Below are 25,820 nucleotides of genomic sequence, written 5' to 3' on the forward strand. Positions count from 1 at the left end.
CATTATCTCGCATCTCGACGCCCGGCCTCGACGTCCGCCGCCGCGAGCAGGTCGTCGATGCGACGCTCCATCTCAGCCGCGCCGATACCATTACTGTACGTCTTGCTGTGGGACTGGTCGAGCGCGGTGTAGTAGAGCGTCGTCGTGACGGTGTCCACGTCGGCCGTCGCCGAGAGCATCGCCGCGTACGCGTCCAACTGTGGCTGGTAGTACGCGGTCTTCTCCGGGAGGTCCTCGAGGGCGTGGTCGCCGGTCTTGTAGTCGACGACGTGGTAGTCGCCGTCGTCGACGAGCAGGCAGTCGATGAACCCGTAGAGTTCACCGCCGGGGAAGTCGGCGGTCAACTCCAGTTCGTCGTAGCGACGCGTCTCAGCGTTCATCTGGGTCTCGACGAACTCGATGGCGCGCTCGGCGTGCTCGTACACGGCCTGTTCGTCCACGGCCGTGACCTCGTGGTCGGCGTCCATCTCGAGGAGCGTATCGTCGACGACCGCTCGCCACTCCGACCGCGGCGGGCGAAGCTCGCAGATGCGATGCACCGCCTCGCCGAACACCCGCCCGTAGAACGTCCGCTCGTCACCGCGAAATTCGTCCTCTGATGCGTTTTCCGATGCGATGTCGTCGGGGTCGTCGTCGTCGGGGTCATCGTCGTCAGACTCGTTCTCGTACCGGATCGCGTTCGCGGACTCGTCGTACGTCAACCAGCCTTCTGCGCGGTCGCTCTCGAGGTCGGCGAGCTGCGACGGCGAGAGCCGATAGCTCGGCACACCCTGCGTGGGCTGGTCGAGTTCCGCCCGAATCGTGTCACCCGTCGTCGAAGTCTCGTCGTCGACCGACACGGCTCTCGGCGGAAGTCTGACCGTGTATCGTGGCTCCAGCGTCGCACCGGGTCGGTGGTACTCCGCTGGGAGAACGCGGTCGAGTACCGTCGTTTCGTCGTCGACGAGCGCCGAGAGGTCGCCGTCGAGGAGGAGCGGCTGGAGGAGATCACCCCAGGAGCTCGGCTCCTCGGGGTCGGCGTCGTCCAGTCTGAGGTCGCCTGCATCGGTGACTTCGCCTCCGTGAGTACCCGCGAGAATCAGATGGTCACGAGCACGCGTACACGCGACGTACAGCACGCGCTTCTCTTCTGCGCGCTGTCGCCGGGTTCGCGCGTCCCTGATCCCCTCGCGTGCGACCGTCGTGACCGAGTCGAAGGGGTTCTCCGGGTCCGGGACCGTCATGCCCAGTTCCGGGCGACCGTCGACGACCTCGAACTCGATGCTGTTGTTGATCGGACTCTGCGCGTTGTAGGGGTCCGTGATGCCCGGGACGACGACGACGGGGAACTCGTCGCCCTTCGCGGCGTGGACGGTCATGACCTGCACGCCCGAACTACCCTCTGGGATGGCCGCTTCCGGGCTGTAGCTGGCGTGCTCTCGCTCGGCCTCGATGCGTTCGAGAACGCCGGCCAGCGACGGCAGGTCGTCGTGGCTCGCGACGAGATCCAGGAATCGGTCGACGTTCGCGACCGCCTGCCGCGGGCGTGCATCCGCGCTCACGCTCGCCCGGAACCCTGTCCGATCCAGCACCCACTCCAGGAGCGCACTCCACGAGTCGGCGCTCGGCGGCGTGCCGTCGCAGCCAGCTCGGTCGCGGGCTTCCTCGATGGTCGCGACCGCACGCTCGATGACTGGTTCGTCGGCGTTCACGATGCACTCCCAGACGCTCGCGTCAGCGTCCCGCCCGACGCAGCTCGCGAGGGAGTCGTCGTCGACGCCGAACAGCGGCGATCGGAGTACGCCGTACAGCGGAACGTCCTCCGTCGGGTCGACGACCGCCTGGAGGAGGTTGCTGAGCGTCCGGACCTCTGGCGTCTCGAAGAACCCGTCGCCCTTGACGACCGTATACGGCACGTCCGCTTCCTCGAAGGCGTGCTTGAACGCGTGGAGGTGCGTTCGCTTCCGGAGGATCACCGCAACGTCGTCGAAGGACACGGGCTCGATTTCTCCGGGGTCGTCCTCGCGGTAGATCGGCGTCTCGTCGTCGACGAGGGTCGTGATGCGGGCGGCGACGGCGCGGGCCTCGTCGGACCGCGAGTGATAGCTCGGCCGCTCCCGGATCGGATGCCCGTCCCCGAGGAGTCGAGGTGCGAGGTCCTCGCCGGGAACGAGGAGGTACTCCGCGGTCGCGTCGATACCGCGGGGATTCTCCCTGGCGGCTTCGAGCGCCTGTGGCGGAGCCTCGAACGCCTCCCGTTCCGCGTTGTCGTCCTGGAAGACGCCGTCGAACACGCCGTTGACGAACTCGAGGACGCCCGGGAGGGTCCGGAAGTTCTCCGCGAGCTCGAATCCCGGCCGGCTCCCCGTTCGGACCGTCACCGCGAGGTCGTCGTCGACGAGCGACCGCAGCGAGCGCGCGTTCGCACCGACCAAGTCGCCTCTGGTCGCCTCGAAGACGGCAACGTCGGCGCCCCGGAAGCGATAGATCGACTGCTTCTCGTCGCCGACGACGAACACGTTCTCGCCGCTGTAGTAGCCAGCGTCACGCCCCAGGCGAGTGAGTTCGCCGACGATGTCCCACTGCGAGGGGTCGGTGTCCTGGACCTCGTCGATCATGACGTACTCGAACTGCTCCTGGAGGGCCGCTCGCACCGCACCACTGCCCTCCTCGTCCGCGAGGAGGTGGCGGGTGGTCTGGACGAGGTCCGTGTAGTCGACGAGGTTGCGTGCTCGCTTCTGGGCCTGATAGCGGTCGGCGGCCGTCTCGAACGCGTCCGCGAGTGCGAACACGAGGTGGGCGCTCTGGCGGTCGATCGCGATGTCGATATCGCCGAGTGCGTCCTGCCAGCGTTCGGCGTCGATGGCGTCCACGACCAGTTCGACGGTCTCGCCGATCCGTTCCCGTGCCTCGCCAGAGCCGTTCCACCCGGTCTTCTTCGGGCTGTAGCTCGCGTACCGGTCGCCGTCGCCCTTCGTCAGGACGTCGCTGAGATCGGCGATCAGTCGCCGCCGCCCCGCGGGCGTCCCGGCGCCATCGAACCCGCCACTCGCATCGGATCCGCCGGCCGCGTCGAGTCCGCCGGCCGCGTCGACTCGCTCGACCAAGGCCTCGATCCGCTCGATACTGGTACCGGGGTCGCTCGTCGGCGGATCGGCGACGAACGCCCGGAGCCGATCGATGGCGTCGCGCAGTTCGTCGTCGTCGAGGATGGCCCGAGCCTCGTCGTCCGGAAGCGGGTGGAACGCGGCTTCGACGTGGTCGACGTACTCGTCGACCGACCGGTCGGGGTCGGCCCAGCGAGCGGCCCACTCGCGGCTGTCGGGGCGCTTCGAGAACAGGTCCGCGAGGACGTTCCGGAGGCCGTGCTCGCTCGTGACGTTCGCGTCGAGGAGCGTCTCGACGGGCGCGGGCCGATTCGCGACGAGTGTCTCGACGATCTCGGTCTGGAGTTCGCTCCCCTCGACGTCGTCGACGAGGTCGAACCCCGGCTGGATGCCAGGCGCGTCGAGCGCGTGCTCCTGGAGGACGCGCTGACAGAACGCGTGGAGCGTGTGCACGTAGGCGTCGTCGAGTTCCTCGAGGACGCGCCGCCACCGCGCGATGTCGGTCTCGTCGTCGGGGTCGGCCGTGGCGATGCGATCGAGGACGCGTTCGCGGATCGACCCGACGAGGTCGCGCGCCGCGCGCTTCGTGAACGTCGTCACGAGAATCTCGCGCGGCCGCAGGTCGGGATTCGCGTCGAGAAGTTCGACGTACCGGAAGGCGAGCTTCGTCGTCTTCCCGGTGCCGGCACCCGCAATGAGCGGGTAGTTCGCGCGAGTCGTCCCGACCGCGTGGCGCTGTTCGTCCGTCAGATCGCGGCGCTCCATCAGGCGTCACCTCCGTCCGGCCCATCGGCGCCCGCGCCCGGGGCTTCGCCCGGAGCGTCGGTGGCCGGATCGTACTCCTCGCCGCGCGCGGCGAGTGGTACGTAGACGTCCGCGTCCGATCGCTCGTCGATGGCTTCGACGAACGTCCGACGGCGATCCGAGCGCACGTCACAGATCTCGCTGTACTCGCAGTACGAACAGCCGGCGTCGTCGGGGTCGTTGACCGCGGGATGGAAGTACCCCTGTTCGACGCCGTCGACGATCCGCGAGATGCGGTCCGGAACGACCTCGTCGAGGAACGTCTCGAACTGGGTCCTGGTATCGAACCGGGGATGGCTGAAGCGGCGGAGTGCGCTCCCGCCGTGGGCGTGCCAGCCCGCGTCCTCGCCGCTGGCGAGCACCGTCGCGAAGCTCGAGACGTCGTTCGGGCCCGCGATCTGGTAGTACGTGCCACCGATCGGGTCGTGGTCCGTCTCCACCGCCGCGAGATGGAGGTACACCGGGAGCTGGAACGCCAGACCGTCGAGGACGTCGCCTTCGCGTGGCGTCCACCCGGTCTTGTAGTCCCGGACGACGAACTCGCCGTCCGCGTCGACGTCGACGCGGTCGACCTTCCCGTGGAGGTCGACGCCGTCGACGGTCGCCCGGAGGTACCGTTCGAAGTACGCCGGGCGCGTGGTGAGCGGATCGCCGGACTCCTCGGTCGTTCCCTGGAGCGTGCACTCTTCCTCGACGAACGCCGCGAGCGTCCCGGTAACGGGCTCCTGGAGGTCCCAGGGATTGTACTGCGGGTTCACGTCCGGACCGGCGAGTCCCGCGAGGAGGTCGCGCTCCCAGGAGTCCGTGACGACGTCGTCCGCGTCGTCGTCCACCTCGGACAGGACGGATTCGGCGACCTCGAACAGGTGCGACTCGAGTACGTCGCGATCCCGCAGACTGACATCGACCGGATCGCCCGCTGCCGTCTGGAGGGTCGAGTAGAAGCGATCGAGGATGTCGTGGACGACGGTCCCACGGTCGGCGCTGGTGGTGTCGTCGTCGTCGCTCTCGAGGTCGAGCAGATAGCTGGCCTTGTGTTTGAACCCGCACTGGGCGTACGTCTCGAGTTCGCTCGGCGAGATCGAGCCATCGAGGGCCGCGTCGATGCCTGCGACGGTGTCGGGGTCGAGCCAGCCGTTCCGCGGACCCGGCTCGCTCGTCGCTCGCGCACTCGCAGTCGCCACGCCGTTCGCGACGGTCTCGCTCCGCGAGTCCGCATCTGCAGCGTTCAGATACGCCGCCAGGACGTCCTCGGTCGCATCCAGCGCGTCCTCGAGCGCGTCGCGGCCCGCGCCCCCGATGACGCCGAGCGCTCGCCACGCGTCCCCGGAGGAGCCGATTCGCTCGACCCGGTCGTCGTCGCTCGAGAGATGACCGTACTCGTCGATCGGCGTGGCGTCGACGGCGGTGTGGTTGCGGAGTTCCTGCAGGAACCCGGCGTCGACGTACTCGCTGCCGTCCTCTCGCGTCCGTGGCCGACTGAGGGTCGCCGTGTGGGCGTTCGCGACGAGCGTGGCGAGGCGGTGGTCCGCGCGCTGATCGGGGTTCGACCGATCGAAGTCCGCGTGTGCCTCGTTCAAGCGTCGTGTGAACGCGAGACGACGACCGCCAGAGGGATAGTGCGACTGCGTGAGACCGACGACGAAGACGTGATCGTACGTTCGCTCGCTGTCACCCAGGACGCCAGTGATCTGGACGCTCTCATCGACCGAACCGCGCGTCGTCGAGACGGTCGCGTTCCCGAACGCGCGACGGAGAGCTGGCACCCAGTCCGGTCGCGACTCGACCGTCGGCCGCTGCGTGACGACCTCGATCGTTCGCTCGATCGTCTCCCACGCCGCCGCCTCCAGTGGCGTCACGGACTCCGCATCGGGAGCCTCGAGCCCGAACGCGCTCGCGAACTCGCGGAGGTCGTCGATCGACCCACTCGAGACCGCGCGCGCTCTCGCACGGACGTCCTCGACGATCGCCGCAGCCTCGTCCTCGAGCGCCGCCGATTCGACGGAGTCGTCCGCCGCCTCGAGGGCCTCGCCGAGGTCGCTCGCTCGAATCGCCGTCTCGAATCCAGCGAGCTCCGTGCAGGGACTACTGAGGAATGCAGCAAGTGCGGAGTCGTCCGCCGGCTCAGCCAGGAGATCGAGCAGGTCGAAGAACGCCGCACCCGGTCGCGTCCCGTCGAGGTCCCGCTCTCGACTGACGCGAACCGGTACCCCTCGATCGCTCGCTGCCGCGGCGAGGTGCTCGACGTACGCGCTCTCGTCCGTAACGACCACTCCCACGTCCGCCGGTTCGACGTCGTCCTCGGTCAGTACCGACTGCACTCGCCGCATGACGTGTCGAGCCTCGTGGGCGACGTCCATCGGAGCGACCAGGTCGAGTTCCCCACCGACCGAAACCCGCTCCTCGGGAACCGGCTGATAGAACCGCCGGAACGCAGCCTCGTCGATCGCCGTCGCGGTCTCGGCGTCGTCGTGGACTGCGTGCGGTGTCAGGTCCAGCCCCGTGGTGTACGTCTCCCAGAGATGTCGGAGCGTGCGATCGATGCCCGCTGGCGCGCCCTCCGTGAACCGCGGAACGATCGCGTACGTCGGAACCGCTTCGGTGAGCCACTCGAGAACGCCGATCTCCACGGGCGACAGGCGAGAGAACTGACCGACGACGACGACGTCGACGTACGAGAGATAGTCGCTGGAATCCTCGGCCACGACGCGAGCGTATCGTTCGGATCGCAGCGACCGTTCGACGCCATCGGCGAACGACGCCCGAGCGACGTCGAACTCGGCCTTCAGCGACGCGAGATTCGTCGCCAGATCCGGAAGTGCCTCGTCCGCGAGACGATCCGCGATCTCCTCCGCAGTGTGGAGACCGGCGAATTCCGTCAGCGTGAGCAGGTCGTCGATCTCCCGGAGGTGACCGTTACTCATCGTCACATCTCCCGGCGCGAAGCGATGGTCGGACGCCAGCGCGTGCAGCGCCGTATCGACGACCTGGCGGTGATGCTCGCGAGTGAAGTACGTCGACCCGCTGGCGGTAACGCTACGGTCGTAGACCTGGTCCACGACGTCGTCCAGACTGCGGACCGCGAACTGGAGTCCCGTCCCGTGCTCGCACCACTGGTCTCGCAGCCATCCCGCATCCATCCCGTCCGGCGCGAGATAGAGAACGGACTCGGGCTGCGACCCAGCACGATCCATCGCACGTTCGAACGCCACTTCCCGAAGCAAGTCTGCGTTACTGCCGTAGAGAACAGCGTCAGTCGGTATGCGTGTAGTCATCGTAATCGAATGCGGCTGGTCGAGTCGAAGATGCTGTACGCATCTGGCCGAGACCACTTGAGCCTACCCGCCACGAAGCGATTCGTCGAGGTCGATCGAGATCGGTCATGTCCGACTCGATTGCTTCGCGTGAACGAACTGACCCCACCGGCATCGATCTCTCCTCGCGACGATCATGTCCTGGAAGTCTCCTTCCCCCTCGTCTCGATCGTTCCCAGAATCCTCAGTCGTCGCTCGAACTGGCGTTCAGATTTCGGCGTACACGCCACCGGACTTCCCGTCGTCGAGTTCGTACACGGTGAACGAGTCGGCCTTCGTTCCGCCCATTCCCGGCGACCCGGACGGCATCCCGGGCAGCGCGATGCCGTCGATCGACGGCCGTTCGTCGAGTAGCTGTGCGATGACCTCGAAGGGGACGTGTCCCTCGACGACGTACTCGTCGAGTACCAGCGTGTGACAGCTCTGGGCTTCCGCTGGAACGCCGTGACGGCGCTTGAGACCCGCCACGTCATCGGTCTCGGTTTCCTCGAGTGTCGTGTCGAGGTGCTCGCGCAGATACGACGCGTACCGGTGACAACAGCCACAGTCCGGTGAACTGAACTGCTGTGCGTTCGACACCGCCAGCGTCCCATCGACGTCCCACTCGTCCTCGCTCGACGAGCCCAGACAGCCAGCGATCCCGAGGGCGACCGTCGACGCACCGACACCCAGCAGTCCACGACGAGACACGTCTCGGTTCATACGTGAGACGTTCGCCCGCAGGGTATCTATCGACCCCGACCGTTCCTGCGCGCTGAGAACGGATTCGACCCCGGAGACGGGACCGGCTTTCAGCGGCGAAGTGGTGCCGGTCTTCCCGGCAGCGAGAGTGACATAGCTCGTGAGAGCGCTCGCGATGACGACGGTCACGGTCAACAGACCGAGGCGGACGTCCCCAGTGGATACGACGCTTCGCACGGGAGCTTCAATCTGGATGCCAGCGGTCCATCTGGGTATTAGTAACGTTCACTTACTTGATCTCTCCTTCCAGGGCGACAGGCCCGGACGTCCCGTCTGCCAGCGAGTACGAGTCCGGTTTCTCCGTCACCGTGCCGGCGATACATATCGGGCGGCGACGCTTGCCCGTGATCTGTTTCCGAAGGGGGACTTACCGAGCAGCACCGTTCCGGTATGTGATTTATTACAATACCCCGGTCGTCCTCACTACTGGTTCATGTCGACACATGCCGGACGCCGCTTCGAATATCGAACCGATATCGACCGCAACACCCGCCTCCAGGTGAGCGGAGTGCTGAACCAGCCGCTCGACGACCAATCGACGGCTCTCGGCGGGCCCGCCGCCGAGACTGTACGGCTGGCGGCGAACGAATCACAGGATCACGAATCAGGCGCGACCCACGAGGGGGACGACTGACCCATGACATCCGAATCCGAATTCTCCATCGCCGACGACTGGAACGCGTTGTACATCGACGGCGAGTGGGTCGGCACCGAGGAGTCGATCGCAGTCGAAGATCCGTCGACCCGTGAAACCGTCACGGAGGTACCGGCTGCGACCGAGAGCGACGTCGATGCGGCCTACGACGCCGCTGCGAGATCACAGTCCGCATGGGCCGAAACGCCACCAATGCGGCGCGAGACGGTGATTCAAGAGTTCGCCCGAGCGCTCGAAACGCACCACGACGAGATCGTCGAACTGCTCAAGTCCGAGGTTGGGGGCGGCCAGATCATGGGCGAGACGTCGATGCAGATCGCGCTGGATCACGCTGGAGAAGCGGCGACGTATCCACGCCGCCTGCAGGGCCAACACAAGGGCTCGAATATCCCGGGGAAGGAGAACGTCGTCGAGCGGGGGCCGGCCGGTGTCGTCACTGCGATCTCCCCGTGGAACTTTCCGTTGAACCTCTCGTTACGGGCGGTCGCACCGGCCATCGCGACGGGGAACGCGGTCGTCCTGAAGCCCGCGACGAACTCCGCGATTACCGGCGGCCTCCTGTTCGCGGAACTGTTCGAGGAGGTGGGGCTCCCAGACGGCGTCCTGAACGTCGTCACTGGACACGGGTCGGAGATCGGTGATCGCGTCGCGGGGCACCCCGAGAGCGACGTCGTCACGTTCACGGGGTCGACGCCAGTCGGACGCGGCGTGGCCGCGACCGCGGCCGAAAATCTCGCCACGCCCGTGATGGAACTCGGGGGGAACAACGCGCACATCGTTACGGCGAACGCCGATCTCGACGGCGCGATCGACGCCGCGGTCTTCGGGTCGTTCGTCCACCAGGGCCAGGTCTGTATCTCGATCAACCGTCACGTCGTCCACGAAGACGTCTACGACGACTACGTCGATCGACTCGTCGAGCGTGCGGAGTCGCTCCCGACCGGGAGCGCGCACGACCCCGATACCGTGGTCGGGCCCGTCATCGACGACTCGCAGCGCGACGAGATGCTCGACTACGTCGAAGAGTCGGTCGACGCCGGCGCGACGCTCGAAACCGGTGGCGGGACGGTCAGCCTCGACGATGTCGACGATTCGCTTGTGGTGGAACCGACTGTGCTCTCCGACGTGACCAACGACATGCCCGTCGCCTGCTTCGAACACTTCGGACCGATCGCACCGGTCGTTCCGTTCTCCGACGTCGACGAAGCAATCGAGATCGCCAACGATACCGAGTACGGGCTCTCCGGTTCCGTCCACGCCGGCGACGAAGGGACGGGCAAAGCGATCGCCGAACGCATGGACACCGGCCACATCCACGTCAACGACCAACCGATCAACGACGAGGCGCACGTCCCCTTCAGCGGCATCAACGCCTCCGGCATGGGTGGCTTCAACAGCAACCTGATCCTCGAGGAAATCACCGAGACGAAGTGGATCTCGATACAGCACGAGCCACGCGACTATCCCTTCTGACCGGCGTCCCAATTCCACTATTCTGCCCGAAGCGTTCTGCGGTCAGAGAGACGCCCGCTAGGGAGAGATGGTAAGCCCGTCTTCGGCGACGAGTACGTCTCCGTCGAACGCTGACTCGGCGTCTCGTCGCATCGACTCGAGATCGCGGTACGGCATCACGTGCGTGAGGACGAGCGTCTCGACGCCAGCGTCCCGGGCGATCTCCCCCGCATCCGTAGCGTCGCAGTGGTTGGCCGTCAGCGTCGACTGGTTCAGATCTCCTTCTCCCTCCGCGTGCTGTTGCCAGACGAACTGCTCGTCCGCGTCCGGCACGCGATCTTCGTCGACCGGGGCGGTGTTGCAGTCCTGCACGAGGACGTCTGCGCCTTCCGCGAACTCGACAAGTGACGGTATCTTCCGCGTATCGCCGGAGAAGACGAACGACGAACCCGTTCCGTGTTCGGTGAACCGATACGCGTACGTCTCGATGGAGTGTTCGACCGGGACTGCGTCGACGTCCCAGCCGTCCATCTGGCGGCTGAGCTCGTCCGTCACGAGTTCGGTCTCGATGTTCGAGATGCCATCGGTCGGGTAGATGTCCTGGCGGTACTCGATGTCTTCCGCGTAGACGTCGTACAGCGCGTCGACGAGCCGGTCGGTGCCGTCTGGGCCGTAGACGGTCAGCGATTCTCGGCCGCCATCGGTCCAGCTCGTGAACGCGAAGTGGAAGAACGACGCGTTGTGATCCAGGTGGTGGTGCGTGAAGAACATCGTCTCGATCTCCCCGAAGGGAATCCCGGCGTCCATGAGGCCGTAGACGGTCTTGGGCCCACAGTCGATCAGCACGCGTTCGTCGGCGACGTCGACGACGATGCTCGTGCCACCACGCTCGGGAATCGGGATTGGACTTCCGGTACCGACGAGGGTGATCTCCATGGTCGTTCTACGGGACAAACCCGTTTGTACGTCTCGATGGCGTCCCTCCTATTTGCGTAGCACCTTCGACCCGTCCTGCCATCCCTCGTCGTTGCGTGCGAAACGCCAGCCTGTCAAATAATGAGTAATGCTACCAAAGGACGATAACGGTCGTCCGCGAAGAGGGTGCCATGGAAAAGACTACTCCTGGCGACTGGAACCTCCGGCGGTTCAACGCGATCATGGGCGTCCTCCACTTCCTTCAGGGTGCGGTAATGCTCTACCTGAGTTCCTCGCGGGAGTGGACAATTACCGCAACGCGTCTCGAATTCGACACCGGAAGTCAGCGACTCGTCCCCGTCATGGAGTCGATCGGGACGATCGAGTTGGCCTATCTGGCGGTTGCGTTCCTCTTCATCTCCGCGATCGCTCACGCGCTGATCGCGACGGTACTATACGACCGCTACGTCGCCTATCTCGAGCACGGGATGAACCCCTACCGGTGGTACGAGTACGCCGTCAGCGCGTCGGTGATGATCGTCCTGATCGCCATGCTCGCGGGCGTCTGGGACCTGGGCACGCTGATCGCACTGTTCGGCCTCGTCGCGGTGATGAACCTCTGCGGACTGGTGATGGAGCGCCACAATCGGCTGACGGAGGACACCGACTGGAGTTCGTTCGTCGTCGGTTCGATCGCCGGCGTCGTCCCCTGGATCGTCATCGCCGTCTCGATCATCGGTACGTTCGACGCCGGCGGCAGCCCACCGGACTTCGTGATCGTCATCTACGTCTCGCTGTTCGTCCTCTTCAATCTCTTCGCGATCAACATGCTATTGCAGTATCGCGGCGTCTGGAAGTGGCAGGACTACCTGTACGGCGAACGGGCGTACGTCGTGTTGAGTCTCGTGGCGAAGTCGCTGTTGGCCTGGCAAGTCTTCTTTGGCGCACTGAATTCGCCAGTGTAGCACCCGCTCTCTCCCGCGGGGGCGAGGTCAGTCTCTGAGACGCAAGCCGATGCCGACAGGAGGGTGCTGCCATCAGTCCACGCTCGAGTGGTGTTCCAGCGCAGTCATCTAGATAGGCTCCGAGAACTCGAAGCACCGAACTCGCGCAGCCGCGGATGGAGGGTCGTTCGCGTACCTCAAACGTCAAATCCCGGCATCCCCTTTGTGTAGAGAACGTGGCCGTTACTGAGCCTCCCTCGCTGTCGACGTGCACGGTCCACATCGAGCGACGAGGTGGGCGTGGCGAAGCGGGAGCGCGAGCACTCGAACGACACCTCCGGGACGTCCCGGGCGTCCACGACGTCGACGTCTCCTTCCGAACCGAGAGTGCTCGAATCACTTACGAGGAGGGAGTCACGTCCGAGGAGACGATTCGGGACGCAGTCCGCGACCGGGACGTCTCGATCCAGGACGACCCCGATGCGGCACCAGACGACGTGACCTCCCGCTCGGAGCTCCGACGGGAGGCGGCGTTCGTCGGGTTGACGCTGCTCGGGATGGTGACGGGGCTGGTGACGGGCTGGCTCGACGGCCCGGGACTCCTCGCGTGGAGCGGGTACGGCGTCGCGTACGCCTTCGGTGGCTGGTACGGACTCAAAGGCGCGGTCGAGACGCTCCGGCACGGCGCCGTCGACATCGACCTCCTGATGATCGTCGCCGCACTCGGTGCGCTCTCGATCGGCGCGCCGTTCGAGGGCGCGATGCTGCTGTTCCTGTTCTCGCTGTCGAACACGCTCCAGCACTACGCGATCGGGCGCTCGCGCCGCGCGATCAAGTCCCTCGTCGAGATGCGGCCGGACGAAGCTCAGGTGCTCCGCGACGGCGAAGAAGTTACCGTCCCAATCGACGACGTCGCCGTCGGCGACGTCTTCGTCGTTCGGCCCGGCGACAAGATCCCGCTGGACGGCGTCGTCGCGTCCGGCGAGGGGACGGTCGACCAGGCGTCGCTCACCGGCGAGTCCGTGCCCGTGCCGAAGGAATCCGGGGACGAGGTGTTCGGCGGAACGATCAACGAGAGCGGGAGCCTCGAGATCGAGGTCACGCGGCAGGCCCACGAGTCGGCGATCAGCCGCCTCATCGATATGGTCGAGCGTGCGCAGAGCGAGAAGGCGCCGACGCAGCGGCTCATCGACCGCCTCGAACAGCCGTACGTCATCGCCGTGTTCGCACTCACGGTCGCGGCGATCGCGATCCCGCTCGCGCTCGGGAGCGCGTTCACCAGTACGTTCTATCGAGCGATGACGCTCATGGTCGCGGCGTCGCCGTGCGCGGTCATCATCTCGACGCCCGCGGCGGTCCTGTCGGCGATCGCCTCCGGCGGCAGGCAGGGCGTCCTGTTCAAGGGCGGCGAGCACGTCGAGACGGCGGCGACCATCGACGCGGTCGCGTTCGACAAGACCGGGACGCTCACGCAGGGCGATACGCGGTTGACTGACGTCTTCGTCCGCGAGACGGGAGTCGAATCGCTGACCGACGACGGGTTGCTATCGCTCGCGGCCGCAGTGCAGGGTCGCTCGGAGCACCACCTCGCTCGTGCGACGGTCGGAGCAGCGGAAGAGCGGTCACTCGACGTCCCCGACGCGCAACGGTTTCAGTCGGCCGCGGGGAAGGGCGTCCGCGCCGACGTCGAAGCCAGCACCATCCACATCGGGAATCGAAGTTACTTCGGAACAGTCCTCGAAGACGCGACGATCGACGGGGTCGAACCCGGGCTCGACCGCCTCCAGACGCTAGAGTCTGAGGGGAAGACGAGCGTCGTCGTCGCTCGAGAGGACGGCGACGGAGTCACCGTGCTGGGGTGGCTCGCGTTTACCGACACGGTCCGTCCCGGCGCTGCCGAGATGATCGAGGAGCTCCGCGAACTCGGCATCGAGCACATCGTCATGCTGACGGGGGACAACGAGCGCGTCGCACAGCGAATCGCCGAGGAGGTCGGCATCGACGAGGTGCAGGCGGAACTGCTGCCGGAAGCGAAGGTGGCGACCATCGAAGCCCTGGTCGACGAGCACGAGAACGTGGCGATGGTCGGCGACGGCGTCAACGACGCGCCGGCACTTGCAACCGCGACGCTCGGGGTGGCGATGGGCGGCGCCGGGACCGACGTCGCGCTCGAAACCGCCGACGTGGTACTGATGGGCGACGACCTCAGCAAGATCCCGTACGTCTTCGGGCTCGGACGCAAGACCCGCCGAACGCTCGCCGTCAACCTCGCCATCGCGTTCGGTGCCATCGCGCTCATGGTCGGCACGATCCTGCTCTGGGGGATCCCGCTCCCGATCGCCGTGATTGGGCACGAGGGCTCGACGGTCCTCGTCTCGCTGAACGGCCTCCGATTGCTCGGATTCCGTGGTTAAGCGACGCCGGGATCGATCTTCCGATCTCCTCAGACGGGATATCGAACAGGCACTAGGGCCGCATCGTCGACGCCGGACGTCTCGGGCGGCGGCGTCGAGAGTCACTGACTGGCCCGCCTGCAGCGGAGTCTCGGACGTGCATCCATGTCCAGGAGTTCCGCAACCCGCACCTATTTGCTACGTAGTACCATGTCGTTATCCATGTCTGGGATCGATCGATCAGCTATCGAGGCAGTCGCTCGACGGCATGGAATAGACATCGACGACGAGACGGTATCGGCTTTCCTCGAGGCGTCGCGGGACCAAGCCGCGCAGTACGGCGCGCTCGACTCGAAGTCGGTCGAGAGCGACTACCGGGTCGACCCGACTCCTGGCGACGACGAGTACAACGCCTTCCGCTACCAGTTCGAGCACGGCGGCGGCGACGGGTCACTGGCGGACCTCGACGTCGCCGTCAAGGAGAACATCGTGGTCGCGGGCGCTCCGACCACCTGTGGCTCCCCGGGATTCGAGTTCGAACCGCGGCACAGCGCGACCGTGGTCGACCGGCTGGTCGACGACGGCGCGACGCTGGTCGGGACGACGAACATGGACGAGTTCGCGTTCTACATCACCGGCGAGACGTGCACGCACGGCCGCATCGAGAACCCGGTCGTCGACGGCTGCGTGCCCGGCGGGTCCTCGAGCGGGAGCGGCGCGGCCGTAGCCGCCGGTCTCGTGGACGCAGCGCTGGGGACCGACACCGGTGGGTCGGTCAGGATTCCCGCGTCGTTCTGTGGCGTCGTCGGTATCAAACCCACCCATCAGCGCGTCTCGCGGTTCGGCGTCGTCGACCTCTCGCAGTCCCTCGACCACGTCGGGCCGCTCGCCCCTGACGTCGAAACTGCCGCGCGCGTGCTCGAAACCATTACCGGACCGGACGTCGACGATCCGTCGACGCGAGGCACCGCCGAACCCGAGGACTACGTGAACGCCGTGGACGGGGGAGTCGAGGACCTCCGGATCGGCGTCGTCGGTGAAGCGATGGCGACGAGCGAGGACGCCGTCGGCAACTGCGTCTCTGAGGCGGTAGCAGGCCTCGCGGATGCCGGGGCGACCGTCGAGGAGACGTCGCTCGCGGGCTACGAGACGATGGGGCCGGTGGTCGGCGCCATCGCCGGCCTGGAGTTCGCGGCGTTCGTCGGCGCGAACGGCGCCTCGCCCGCGACCGGTACTGGAACGACCGATGCGCTTCGTGAAGCGCTTTCGGCCGCCAACGACCGCGGTGACTTCGGCGAAAACGTGACCAACCTCCTCGTCACGAACGGCGTCGTCGCCGATGGCGACGGCTCGCCGTTCGTCGCAGCGAAGGGCCTGCAACGCGACTTCACCCGGACCGTCCGGGAGGCACTCGACGACTACGACGCGCTCGTCACGCCGACGACGCCGATGCCTGCCCCCGAATTCGGCACGATCCAGGGGCTCGACGGACTCCTGCGAGTCGTCGAGAACACCGCCCCCTTCAACTGCAGTGGGACGCCAGCCGTCTCCGTGCCCTGTGGAACGGTCTCCGAGAAACCAGTCGGCCTCCAAGTCGTCACCGACTGGAACGACGAGCCCACCGCACTCGGCGTCGCCGGGGCCGTCGAACGGCTCTGAACCGGAGGACTCCTTTCGACCGAGACCGCGACTAGCATCCGAGAAATTGCGCGAGTGCTGGCGGTGCTGTCACAGTTTCTCAGGCCGCCGTTCAGGACGTCCGTCGATACCCCTCGTAGACTGCTGGCAGCCCGAGTGGGAGTGCGAGCAGTCCGAAACCGAGGAGGGCATAGCCGTCTGCGTGCCAGCGTCGCACTGCGAGGAGCGTCGCGACGATGCCGAACAGCGCGATCGCGTAAGCGATGTTGCTCCAGAGGACTTCGTACGTGGAGCAGTACAGCCAGCAGGCGAACGTGTACGATGGCGCGTTCCACGTCGGTGGGTGGAGTTTCGGCCAGAAGAACCGACAGTACGTCGTCCAGGCGAGCATCGCCAGCACGGGGAGGCCACCGAGCCACGTCGTCGACCCGAACGGCGTCCGCGCTCCGAATCGCCTGTAGCCAGCGAGGAAAAGTGCCGGGAATCCAACGATCCACAGCCAGATCCCGACCGTATACGTCACTGGCCAGTGCTCGATCCGTGGCTGCTCGAATGGGAGTCGAAGCGACGCCGGGAGCGTCGCCCACGGGAACGAGGGATCAGGGACGGGGTTCGTGAACAGCGCAAACAGACAGAGCATTGTCCCAGCGACGAGTCCGCATAGTGCGGCGTCGGTGTATCGGTCGAGCCAGACCGGGAGCGACGGGTGCGCCGCCGCGTGTTCGTAGTCGGTTGTCCTCGGCATTCCCGAGATCAGTCCTTCGAGGGCTCCGTGTCGCGTTCGAGTGCCGCTCGTCGCTGTTCGTACTCCTCGTCGGTTACCTCGCCACGCGCGTAGGCCAGTCGGAGCTCCTCGAGCGCTCGATCCGAGTCGCGCTCATCGACTGCTACTGCCCTGTAGATGAGGTAGCCGCCACCGACGAGGGCGGCCAGGAACAGGACCTGCATCGCGATGCCGACGACGAACATCCACCCCGACGTCGTCCCATCTGCCCACATTCCACTGCCCCACATTCCGCCCATCATCGGCCCGAACCCCATCATCCCGAAGCCCATGAAGAGCATCGGGAAGACGACGAACACACCGATGACGACGAGGAGTATCGTGACCAACCGCGTTCCACTCGTGTTTTGTGGCATGTATTGTTGCCTCCGTGAGTCCAACTCTAGTTACACCTACGTGGCCCCGGTTCAATGCAATTGTGCCTTAGAATCATTTGGTTCCCCCAACCGACGGCTTTCGAATCCATAGCGTAGCCAGCATTGGGATGTTGTGTTCTAAGGACAACTGCAATAGAGTATCCGTACGTTGGTACGTATATGCAGCTGACGACGATCGAGGGGGTCTTCGAAGCCCTCCGCATCGGTGTCGGATTCCTCTGGACGGCGGCGTGGGCGATCATCATGGGGCTCACGATCACGAGCCTCGTCCGGATACGGAAGAACAGGCTGTGTCGTAGACCAGGAAATACCCCACCTGCGGGACGGGAAGCCTCGCCGTTCACGGCGAGGAGGATGTCAATTGAACGGGCTAGAAGGAATCCGTTCGAGACCACTTCCGCTCGACGGTTGCCGGGGCGGGACCAAACAATTAACCCGTCCCACAGCGTACAGTATTCCATGGAGTATACAATACAGGCTGCAGTCGCTGGTGAGTTCGACGACGTCGTCGACGAGACGAATGCCGCCCTCCAAGACGAGGGATTCGGCGTCCTCTGTGACATCGACATCCAGGCGACGCTCGAAGAGAAACTCGGCGAGGAGTTCCGTCAGTATCGCATCCTCGGCGCGTGCAATCCCCCGCTGGCGTACGAGGGACTGACCGAGGAGATCGAGCTCGGCGCGCTCTTGCCCTGCAACGTCATCGTCTACGAGACCGACGATGGCGACGTCGTCGTGAGCGCGGTCGACCCGGAGCGGTTGGTCGGGATCGCGGACAACGACGCGCTCGACTCCATCGCGACCGAGGTCACCGACCGATTCGAGCGCGTACTGGCAGCCGTTACGGACCAATTCGAACCAGCATCGGCGGCCTGAGTCGGGCCATCCGCACCGACTCACCCGGACGCTGCGACGATACTGGCTCCGATTCGCTGCGAGATCGACCCAGGCGTGTCGAAGCGAGACACTCGGCGCGAAGAGACGTCCGAATCGAAGAGACAGGTCTGTCTCGCCCTACGATTGTGAACGGTACTGTGTTTAAGGAACAATCGCGTGGCGTTCACTACGTCGAGAGTCGACCCCTCGCGTCGACCTCGCGTGCGACTACCACATCGAGAACGACTCAATCATCATGACGCACTACAGTCGACGTCGATTCTTGAGCCTCGTCGGTGCCGGCGCAGTCGCCGGCGCAGGCGTCTCTCAGTCGGCGAACGCACAGGAGACACCCGTCGTGGAGATGGGTAACAATTACTTCGACCCGATCGGGGTGCGAGTCGAACCAGGGACGACCGTCCGGTTCGAACTCGCGGACGGGGCACATTCCGCCACGGCGTACTCGGATCGCATTCCAGACGGCGCTTCCGCCTTCGATAGCGGCACGATATCGCAGGGAAGCTTCGAACACACGTTCGAAACGCCGGGCACGTACGACTACTACTGCATCCCCCACGAGTCGATCGGCATGGTCGGACGGATAGTCGTCGGGAGTCCCGGCGGGCCAGCCGAAGAGAGTTCGATCCCGCACGGTGAGGTCCCGTCGAGCGATGCAATCGTCGAACGGGGAACAGTAGCCTACGGCTCGAGCACTGACGGGAGCGGAACTGCTGGTGGTGGACCGATGGGACCGGGCGGCCACGGAATGATGAACGACCGCAACGGAGGCGGAATCGGAGGACTACCCTTCGTTGGCGGAACGCTCGGTATGCTGGGCATCCTCGGCGCCGGACTCTACTGGCTCCACAACCGAAGCACATCGCACTCGAACGATCACGAGTCGGCGAGGGCAATCCTCGAGAGTCGCTACGCGAGAGGCGAGATCGACGAGGAAGAGTACAGACGCCGTCGCGAGCGGCTAGCTGCTACTGACGAGGACTCCTCCGATGGACCGCCTCCCTGAGACTGAAATCTGCTCGATTCTGCCGTATTCTCGGTCGTCGAGAGTTCCGAAGGGCCATACATTCGTATGGGTCGTACAGCGACTCCATCTGAATATCCTCGAGCGAAGCACCGAGATGGTTCATAGGTGGATCGTCGATTCGGACTGGCCTAGGGTTGTTTGCGGTGGTCGCGTCGCGGCCGAAAGCGAGCGAGAGGGCCACGAGAAATCGAGCCCTCGATGTACTGTCTACCGAGCTCCGTGATCCGGTACTTTCCGCGTTCGGCTTTCGCGACGAACCCGCGGGTTTCGAGTTCGCTCAGCCGGCGGTTTACCTCCGCACGGCTGTACTCGATGTTGTACGCGATGATAGCAGGAGTGAGAACCAGCTCCTTCGAGTGGAAGAGCCCGAGGATGGCGTCGTCGATCGGCAGCATCCAGTCGGCCTGCTGTCTGACCTGCACTGGTTCCTGGAGGAGGACGTCTGCCCACGCATCGCGGCGGAGGTCGTTTTCGAGTGGGTCGTAGAGACCCAAGATGACCAAGAAGGCTGCCAGGCCGTGCACCCAGTGGACGAGCGACGGGAGTACGAGCTCGGTGATCGGTCCACCGATCAAGAACAACAGGAGTCCGGCGACGGTGAGCAGGAGGAACCGATGGTACTCGACGACCGTCGGCTTGAAGAAGAGGAAGTAGAAGACGCCGAAACCGGTGAGGAGGCCTATTGCGAGGTTATAGTAGGTGAACGGGGAGTTCTCGAGCACTTCCGATCACCCCTCTACCGCGGTGTTCTTGATCTGGTGATGCGTCGCGATGACTAACCAGAGGAAGATCGCCACGATCGTATAGAGGGCACTTCGGAGCGTATCGAAGAGGATCGTATCCGGCTCGACGACGAACAGGACGACGTGATAGGAGATCGTCGCCGTCATCGTGATCGAGAGGAGCGCGATAACCGTCCCGAACGGGGATTCACGGAGAACGCGCCAGAAGAAGAGAGCCAGGAGTCCGGCTCCCGTCCCGCTCATGATCGCGAAAATCGCACTGAGTGTATGCACCGTGGAGTCGACCATGGTCGAACTACGATGCTGGCGTCCTATAGTCCCGCTGCAGGAACCTTCAGATCTTCCGCCGGCTCGGACAGCGGGCCAGTGAACCCGGCTCTCAGGATGACTGACGGGAATTTCGGGAATGTCTGTCGGAGCCTTCGTGCTTGAAAGATCGACTAATTGGCCGCCTAATTAGAGTTCCAGATATTATAGTTCAGACTATTATAGTTCTGCCTCTAACTCCGGAACACGTATGTATCTTCCACCACGACGCGGAGTATGGACCAGTTCGTCAATCGGATCGATGAACTCGACCAGTTGCAAGCCCTCTATGAGAGTGACGCTGCAGAACTCGCGATCATCTATGGCCGCCGCCAGATCGGCAAGAGCGAACTCGTCCGCCAGTCGATTACCGACCGCGACGCTGCCGTGTACTATCAGGCAGTCCAAGGGACAGCGACGACACAGCTCAGGCGATTCGTCGAGGCAGCAGCGTCGACCTATCCAGACATCACGGCCGTCAAAGAGGAGTGGGAACCGCTCTTAACGTACCTCACCGACAGAGACGCCGTCATCGTCATCGACGAATTTCCGTATCTCATCGAATCGAACGAGGGACTTCCGTCGGTCATTCAACATCTGTGGGATACAGCTGTCGACGAGAGTCAGGCGACGCTCGTACTCACAGGCTCTGCAATCGGCATGATCCATACCCACGTCCTGGATGGCGGTGCGCCACTCTACGGACGGGTGTCCCAGACACCGAATGGCCGCCTCGAACTCACCCAGCTGCCGTTTCGCTCCATCCAAGAGTTCGTGCCGACGTACGATCCCGAAGAACGGGTGTTCGTCTATGGCGTCTTCGGCGGTACACCCCGATATCTCAGCCCGCTCGATCCATCACAGAGCCTCGGAGAGAACATCTCACGGCTACTGTGCGACCCGAATGGCCCACTCCACGACGAGCCCGAAACCGTCCTCCAGATGGAGCTCACCGAGGTGAACACGTATTTCTCCGTGCTGGAATCGATGGCCAGCGGGAACCGCAGTCGAAACGAGATCGCCCAGGGAGCCGGCATCGAGAGCACCAACACGTCGTACTACTTCGACCGACTGGAAACACTCCAGATCATCGAGAAACATCATCCAGCACTCGCCGACCCGGCACGCAGCAAGCGGACGCGATACCAGATTCGAGATCCCGTATTCCGGTTTTACTTCCGGTATCTCTACGGCCGCGGGGGACAGTACGAACTCTACGGCGAGAACGCCTACGCGGATCTCATCGAACCGGAATTGCCCGACTTCGTCAGTGAAACGTTCGAATCGCTCTGTCACCAGGCGGTGCCGGCGCTCTATACAGACTACCAGCTCACACAGGTGCCACGCCAGTGGTGGTACAAGGGCCAGGAGGTAGATGTCGTCGCACCAACTGACGAGTCAACGCTGATCGCTGGCGAAGCGAAATTCACCAACACCCCCCTTGGCTATGATGTGCTCGCGGACCTCGAAGATGACGTGGAGCAAATCGATTGGACACCCACCGAAGGTGGTGAGCCGACGTATGAGTTCGCCTTGTTCAGCCGCTCTGGGTTCAAACGCTCCGTCGAGGAAGCTGCAGACGAGCGTGATGATCTTCGTCTCTTCGATCTGTCCGATATCGTTGCCGTTCTTGAGAGTGGAACCACCCATTAACGCCAGAGGGTAACAGCTGGAGACACTTGTCGGACGGCGAGAACCCACACTCGCGTCTGGGCATTCAGATCCGCTGAACTCGCCGCTCTATCCGGCACTCTCGTTTGGTCTCGTCGTAGGAATACCGATACAGACGACTTCCCGAAGCCGGGTCCTCCGGAGCAACGTGACCGTCCTTTGCTACCCGGCGACCTGCGCGATCGCGACGGCTTCCCGGTAGCACGCGACAGCCAGCAGCAGGTATCCGCCGACCAGAAGCGCCCACTCGCGGCGCGTCAGCGACCAGTCGCTGGGCGACCGGACGCGAACGAACTCCTCTTTCCATCGGGGCCCGGTGTTCTGCTGCCAGAGCATGACGCCACGGGTCGCGACGACGATCGCGACGAACGCCGTGATCTCCATCGGGCCGCTCCGTTCGACGAGTACGGCCAGCGACGGTGCGATGCGATCCCCCGTCCCGATGGCAAGCGATCCGGTTCCCCAGACTGCCCCATACCAGGGTGCCTGGACGACCTGCATGACGTAACCCATCGGCGTGTTCACCGACCGGAGCGTGTTCGCGGCGACGGCGATCAATGAGACGCCGACGTTCCACCCGAACAGCCACAGGAATTCCCGCGTGATACTCCCCGCGTACCCCGTAGATGCGCCCGGGTTCCCGCCGCGTAACAGTCCCTGGGGGAGCACGAGATAGCTGAGAACCCACGCCGCCGTGAACGCGCTGGCGACGACGATCCACAGGGAGACGAACCGGACGATGACGTCGTCGTGGTTGACGTACCGACCGATTTGCTTCGACACCCGACCGATCGGCCCGGTCGCGTTCGACGCTGCCATACGAATAGTCGTGGTGCGCCGCTCCCAAATACATTCGCGAGCCGGACGATCGGTTTGGTGCGACGCGTCCGCGGTGGCGATGGCGTGCGAACGCGACGGCATACGATCGTACACGGCTACGTTCCTCCCGGAATGGTGATGGGCTCGAATCGCTGGAGGCCGAAGTACGTGTTCAGGACGGCGCCGAACCCGACGACTGCGACGGCGAGTTGTGCGATTCCGCCGAGGTACGGCACGAGTTCGAGGAGTTCGAGAACGAGCAGGAACGCAGCGATTCCCGCGATCGTCGCGACGCCGTCGCGCTCGATCGGGAGGCGCCTTCCGATGAGGTATCCGAACACGGTTTGACCGTAGAGGATGATCAGGAACTCGGCGAACAGCCCGACGATGGCGACCGGGAGCAGGACGAGCGTGAACGCCATGTAGACGAAGAGGACGAGGAGCGTCGTTGCGCCGAGGCCGCCGACGACGGCGCTGACGAGCGCGTGCTCGGTGATGGCCGCGCCGACGTTCTCGATGACGAGCGGGTGTCGCTCGACGAGCCACCAGCCGAACGCGCCGAGGACGAAGAACTGCAGGAGGAACGACCCGATTCGCTGTGCGGGCGAGCTCGACGGCGTCGGCGCCTCGAATTGCGAGACGTGCCCTATCGACGCGTCCGAACTGACCGCAGCACTACCCGAATACGTCTGGAGCGTCCCGGTCACGGTCGCGCCGTCGCCGACCGAGAGATTCCCGTCGAGGAGCGTCACGTCGCCGTCGACCGTCCCGTCGATGGCTGCGGTACCACCGATCACGTAGACGTCGCCGTCGACGGTCGCGTCGCCGGGGACGGTGGTGGTTCCGCCGGCGACGACGTGGACGTCCGCGAGTGAGTCGACGTCGTTGGCGCCCTGGAACGTCACGGACATCTCCTGGACGTCGCCGCCCCCGATGGAGATCATGAGGAGGACGACGATGAGCAGCGGGATGGCTTCCGTCGGACTCACGTACTCGCACCTCCGTTCTCGCTGGCGAGCTCGACCATCCGTTTAGCGTACAGGCCGACCACAAGCCCGAACAGGAGGAGGAGGGAGAGTGCCTGCACGACGTTGAGGTGCGAGAGGAGCGTGAGCTCGACCGCCTGGAAGTACAGCGCCAGCGCGGTGCTCGAGAACGTGGCGAGCCAACCGGCGACGCCGATCCCGATCGCGGAGTGGGTGCCGATCGTCTCCGGGGTCGAGAGGTCGGGCCAGAGCGCGAAGTTCAGCGTCGTGTAGAAGCTCACGGCGATCGCGTACAGAGCGGGATTCAGGGGCGAGGTTCCGTCGCCCGCTATCGCGGGAAACACCGCAGCGAATCGGAGATCGGACGTGTACATGACGTGCGTCAGGGCGAACAGTGCGAACGTCCAGAGGAAGATACGCGAGAGCGAGTAGTTCGCGTAGATGACGCCGGCCATCACTGCACCGACGACGTGTGCGACGGCGATGAACAGGCGCGTCGAGAGGTCGGGTGACTGCCAGGAACTCAGCAAGAGCGACGGCGTGTCGATGATCCGAAGGAACCCGAGGCTGTCGATGAAGAAGACGCCGAACATCAGGACGACCGGGACGGTGAACGCGAGACTTCGCGCGCGAACCGGCTCACCGTGACAGAACCGCCCAGTCCCGTAGGTCTCGTGTTGTGTCCCGAGGGCGTCGAGGATCGACTCGAGACGACCGACGCGAACGAAAGACAGGACGCCCAGTACGACGATGCCCGGCGCCATCGCGGCGACCATCAGTTGACTGAAGACGTCGACGGACCAGGAGAGCGGGATCGCGTTCGCCAGGAAGTACGCGATGGCCGTGATCGCCGCGGCGACGTACCCCCGGTCCGGCACCGGGACGAGATCGATCGCGAGCGAGAACGAGACCGGAAATCCGACACCGAGCCCGATCGACGCGAGGACGATCCATCCGCCGAATCCGGGAACGGTCCGGATCATCGGGGCGACGAGCGTGAGCGCGAACTGCACGCAGACGACGCCGAACAGGAGTCGGAGCTTCGTGCGGAGGCCTGTGCTCCACCCGCGGCGGTCCATCGTCACACCGGTCGTGACAGCGACGACCAGTGTGCAGAGCGCGAGTGCCGCCATCCACATCGAGACGGCTGTCTCGGTCAGACCGACGAGGCGCGTCCCGAGGTCGATGAGTCCCAATTGGACGAAGGTGATATTGTAGTAGTAGCCCGCGACCATCAGCGCGACGAACAGGCCGTACCCTGATACCGTCGTCCACCGTCGGTTTCGGACGTGTGCTCCAAGCTCCATCCCCATTCCGACGTTCTTGCTACGTCATGCGAATGCGTCCCACATAAATTGGCGCCACGGTGATTCGTCGAGGGGCTACGAGAGCCGTCGCGGTCAGAGCATCGCGACCTGGACGAGCGAGAGCACTACCAGGGGGACGTGGAACGCGGCGTGGGCTACCATCGCCGCTTCGAGACTTCGCTGCCAGTACAACCACCCGAAGAGGACGCCTGCGATCGCGTTCAGGAGAATCGTCCGGGCGACGAGTGCCGGAGTGAGGTCGACGGCCTGAGCGAGCGCCGGGAGATGGCCGATCCCGAACAGCACTGCAGCGATCACGATCGCGACCCACATGACTCCCGTTCCGGGGCCGTCCGACTGCCGACCGGTGAGCACCCAGCCGACGAACGCGAGCCCCGACAGGAGCCCGTATCGGAGCAGTAGCTCCTCCGTGATGCCTCCGTAGAGGAATCGAACCGGGACGTACGCGAGGACGGTCGCCATCGTCGCGTCGGTCGCCCCAATTGCGGACTGGGGCAAGTCCTGCGCGACGAACGGCGCCAGCGCGACATCGAGAAGCAGAATCAGGAGGCCGCCGACGACGCCGAGGCCGACGGCAAATCCAACTTCGGGCCGGAGGCGTTCCCAGACGTCGTCGCCCGTCCTCGCCCAGTCCAGCAGGTACGATGGCAGCGCTACTCGCGGCGCGGTATACGTACCGATCACACACGCGACGGCGAGCAAGAGCAGTGAGTTGACCCCGGCAGACACGGCGAGGAGCGGAAGCGAGAGTCCAGCCGGGACGGCCGTCGGCGGCGTCGTGAGATAGATGTACCCACTCAGTGCGACGATTCCGGGTGTCCCGGCTAGCAGCGTCACGCCGAACCGCTTTGCGAACGACGAGGAGGCATACTCGGTTAGAGACATACGATGCCGAATCTCAGTGCAACGATAAAAGTGGTGTCACTGTCGTCGCTCCAGTCGT

Annotated in this window: 19 protein-coding genes; 7 read left to right on the top strand and 12 right to left on the bottom strand. The window is 64.8% G+C overall.

Annotated elements, in window-relative coordinates:
* Positions 1–2: 2 nt before the first annotated feature.
* The 3 genes from G9C85_RS15160 to G9C85_RS15170 all read right to left on the bottom strand — a co-directional run bounded on the left by G9C85_RS15160 (position 3) and on the right by G9C85_RS15170 (position 7,906).
* Complete coding sequence (locus tag G9C85_RS15160) at positions 3–3,851, bottom strand: exodeoxyribonuclease V subunit beta (RefSeq protein ID WP_166041501.1); 3,849 nt, start codon at positions 3,849–3,851, stop codon at positions 3–5.
* A complete protein-coding gene (locus tag G9C85_RS15165) occupies positions 3,851–7,084 on the bottom strand; it encodes a PD-(D/E)XK nuclease family protein (RefSeq protein ID WP_166041503.1) in 3,234 nt (1,077 codons plus the stop codon). The genes G9C85_RS15160 and G9C85_RS15165 overlap by 1 nt, the downstream gene beginning before the upstream one ends.
* Positions 7,085–7,411: 327 nt before the next feature.
* Positions 7,412–7,906: a DUF411 domain-containing protein gene (locus tag G9C85_RS15170; protein WP_166041505.1), complete on the bottom strand. Its 495-nt coding sequence runs from the start codon at positions 7,904–7,906 to the stop codon at positions 7,412–7,414.
* A gap of 676 nt (positions 7,907–8,582) precedes the next feature.
* Here G9C85_RS15170 and G9C85_RS15175 point away from each other — a divergent pair.
* Positions 8,583–10,073 carry an aldehyde dehydrogenase family protein gene (locus G9C85_RS15175; protein WP_166041507.1) on the top strand — a complete coding sequence of 497 codons (1,491 nt, stop codon included), beginning with the start codon at positions 8,583–8,585 and terminating at the stop codon, positions 10,071–10,073.
* 57 nt (positions 10,074–10,130) lie between these two features.
* On the opposite strand, the gene G9C85_RS15180 is transcribed toward G9C85_RS15175, so the two are convergent.
* Positions 10,131–10,988, bottom strand: coding sequence for an MBL fold metallo-hydrolase (locus G9C85_RS15180; RefSeq protein WP_193570773.1), 858 nt, complete (start codon positions 10,986–10,988; stop codon positions 10,131–10,133).
* Positions 10,989–11,158: 170 nt separating this feature from the next.
* Between G9C85_RS15180 and heR the strand changes: the two genes are divergently transcribed.
* The 3 genes from heR (at position 11,159) to G9C85_RS15195 (ending at position 15,963) form a co-directional block, all read left to right on the top strand.
* Positions 11,159–11,932, top strand: coding sequence for a heliorhodopsin HeR (gene heR / locus G9C85_RS15185; RefSeq protein WP_166041509.1), 774 nt, complete (start codon positions 11,159–11,161; stop codon positions 11,930–11,932).
* Between the two features lie 215 nt (positions 11,933–12,147).
* Positions 12,148–14,325 (top strand): heavy metal translocating P-type ATPase, encoded by a 2,178-nt coding sequence (locus G9C85_RS15190; RefSeq protein ID WP_166041511.1) that lies wholly within the window; start codon positions 12,148–12,150, stop codon positions 14,323–14,325.
* Positions 14,326–14,526: 201 nt separating this feature from the next.
* Complete coding sequence (locus G9C85_RS15195) at positions 14,527–15,963, top strand: amidase (RefSeq protein ID WP_166041513.1); 1,437 nt, start codon at positions 14,527–14,529, stop codon at positions 15,961–15,963.
* A gap of 91 nt (positions 15,964–16,054) precedes the next feature.
* On the opposite strand, the gene G9C85_RS15200 is transcribed toward G9C85_RS15195, so the two are convergent.
* On the bottom strand, positions 16,055–16,582 hold the full coding sequence (locus G9C85_RS15200) for a hypothetical protein (protein ID WP_240148910.1): 528 nt from the start codon (positions 16,580–16,582) through the stop codon (positions 16,055–16,057).
* Between the two features lie 113 nt (positions 16,583–16,695).
* The gene (locus G9C85_RS15205) at positions 16,696–17,082 is read right to left on the bottom strand and encodes an SHOCT domain-containing protein (protein ID WP_166041518.1); all 387 of its coding nucleotides are present in this window, start codon (positions 17,080–17,082) and stop codon (positions 16,696–16,698) included.
* 480 nt (positions 17,083–17,562) lie between these two features.
* On the opposite strand from G9C85_RS15205, the gene G9C85_RS15210 reads away from it, so the two are divergent.
* Together G9C85_RS15210 and G9C85_RS15215 are read left to right on the top strand one after the other, a co-directional pair.
* Entirely contained in the window at positions 17,563–17,979 is a 417-nt protein-coding gene (locus G9C85_RS15210; RefSeq protein ID WP_166041660.1) for a DUF302 domain-containing protein, read from the top strand.
* 283 nt (positions 17,980–18,262) lie between these two features.
* Positions 18,263–19,003, top strand: coding sequence for a plastocyanin/azurin family copper-binding protein (locus tag G9C85_RS15215; protein ID WP_240148911.1), 741 nt, complete (start codon positions 18,263–18,265; stop codon positions 19,001–19,003).
* Between the two features lie 149 nt (positions 19,004–19,152).
* On the opposite strand, the gene G9C85_RS18985 is transcribed toward G9C85_RS15215, so the two are convergent.
* Positions 19,153–19,746 carry an ArsR family transcriptional regulator gene (locus G9C85_RS18985; RefSeq protein ID WP_166041522.1) on the bottom strand — a complete coding sequence of 198 codons (594 nt, stop codon included), beginning with the start codon at positions 19,744–19,746 and terminating at the stop codon, positions 19,153–19,155.
* A gap of 6 nt (positions 19,747–19,752) precedes the next feature.
* The gene (locus tag G9C85_RS15225; RefSeq protein ID WP_166041523.1) at positions 19,753–20,055 is read right to left on the bottom strand and encodes a hypothetical protein; all 303 of its coding nucleotides are present in this window, start codon (positions 20,053–20,055) and stop codon (positions 19,753–19,755) included.
* A 255-nt stretch (positions 20,056–20,310) separates the two neighbouring features.
* Between G9C85_RS15225 and G9C85_RS15230 the strand changes: the two genes are divergently transcribed.
* A complete protein-coding gene (locus G9C85_RS15230) occupies positions 20,311–21,726 on the top strand; it encodes an ATP-binding protein (RefSeq protein ID WP_166041525.1) in 1,416 nt (471 codons plus the stop codon).
* A gap of 180 nt (positions 21,727–21,906) precedes the next feature.
* Here the strand turns inward: G9C85_RS15230 and G9C85_RS15235 are convergent, their stop codons facing one another.
* From G9C85_RS15235 to G9C85_RS15250, 4 genes are all read right to left on the bottom strand, one after another.
* A complete protein-coding gene (locus G9C85_RS15235) occupies positions 21,907–22,563 on the bottom strand; it encodes a hypothetical protein (protein ID WP_166041527.1) in 657 nt (218 codons plus the stop codon).
* Positions 22,564–22,679: 116 nt separating this feature from the next.
* A complete protein-coding gene (locus G9C85_RS15240; RefSeq protein WP_166041529.1) occupies positions 22,680–23,552 on the bottom strand; it encodes a polymer-forming cytoskeletal protein in 873 nt (290 codons plus the stop codon).
* Positions 23,549–24,856: a multidrug effflux MFS transporter gene (locus G9C85_RS15245; protein WP_166041531.1), complete on the bottom strand. Its 1,308-nt coding sequence runs from the start codon at positions 24,854–24,856 to the stop codon at positions 23,549–23,551. Before G9C85_RS15245 ends, G9C85_RS15240 begins: the two co-directional genes overlap by 4 nt.
* Before the next feature lie 93 nt (positions 24,857–24,949).
* Complete coding sequence (locus G9C85_RS15250; protein ID WP_166041533.1) at positions 24,950–25,762, bottom strand: CPBP family intramembrane glutamic endopeptidase; 813 nt, start codon at positions 25,760–25,762, stop codon at positions 24,950–24,952.
* Positions 25,763–25,820: the final 58 nt, after the last annotated feature.

Source organism: Halorubellus sp. JP-L1 (assembly GCF_011440375.1).
Taxonomy (GTDB): domain Archaea; phylum Halobacteriota; class Halobacteria; order Halobacteriales; family Natrialbaceae; genus Halorubellus.

Excerpts from the sequence above, each read along its gene's own strand:
- G9C85_RS15225 (WP_166041523.1), bottom strand. The coding sequence starts at position 20,055 with ATGGTCGACTCCACGGTGCATACACTCAGTGCGATTTTCGCGATCATG.
- G9C85_RS15210 (WP_166041660.1), top strand. The coding sequence starts at position 17,563 with ATGGAGTATACAATACAGGCTGCAGTCGCTGGTGAGTTCGACGACGTC.
- G9C85_RS15160 (WP_166041501.1), bottom strand. The coding sequence starts at position 3,851 with ATGGAGCGCCGCGATCTGACGGACGAACAGCGCCACGCGGTCGGGACG.
- G9C85_RS15230 (WP_166041525.1), top strand. The coding sequence starts at position 20,311 with ATGGACCAGTTCGTCAATCGGATCGATGAACTCGACCAGTTGCAAGCC.
- G9C85_RS15175 (WP_166041507.1), top strand. The coding sequence starts at position 8,583 with ATGACATCCGAATCCGAATTCTCCATCGCCGACGACTGGAACGCGTTG.
- G9C85_RS15205 (WP_166041518.1), bottom strand. The coding sequence starts at position 17,082 with ATGCCACAAAACACGAGTGGAACGCGGTTGGTCACGATACTCCTCGTC.
- G9C85_RS15200 (WP_240148910.1), bottom strand. The coding sequence starts at position 16,582 with ATGCTCTGTCTGTTTGCGCTGTTCACGAACCCCGTCCCTGATCCCTCG.
- G9C85_RS15235 (WP_166041527.1), bottom strand. The coding sequence starts at position 22,563 with ATGGCAGCGTCGAACGCGACCGGGCCGATCGGTCGGGTGTCGAAGCAA.
- G9C85_RS15195 (WP_166041513.1), top strand. The coding sequence starts at position 14,527 with ATGTCTGGGATCGATCGATCAGCTATCGAGGCAGTCGCTCGACGGCAT.
- G9C85_RS15165 (WP_166041503.1), bottom strand. The coding sequence starts at position 7,084 with ATGGATCGTGCTGGGTCGCAGCCCGAGTCCGTTCTCTATCTCGCGCCG.
- G9C85_RS15245 (WP_166041531.1), bottom strand. The coding sequence starts at position 24,856 with ATGGAGCTTGGAGCACACGTCCGAAACCGACGGTGGACGACGGTATCA.
- G9C85_RS15170 (WP_166041505.1), bottom strand. The coding sequence starts at position 7,906 with ATGAACCGAGACGTGTCTCGTCGTGGACTGCTGGGTGTCGGTGCGTCG.
- G9C85_RS15250 (WP_166041533.1), bottom strand. The coding sequence starts at position 25,762 with ATGTCTCTAACCGAGTATGCCTCCTCGTCGTTCGCAAAGCGGTTCGGC.
- G9C85_RS15180 (WP_193570773.1), bottom strand. The coding sequence starts at position 10,988 with ATGGAGATCACCCTCGTCGGTACCGGAAGTCCAATCCCGATTCCCGAG.
- heR (WP_166041509.1), top strand. The coding sequence starts at position 11,159 with ATGGAAAAGACTACTCCTGGCGACTGGAACCTCCGGCGGTTCAACGCG.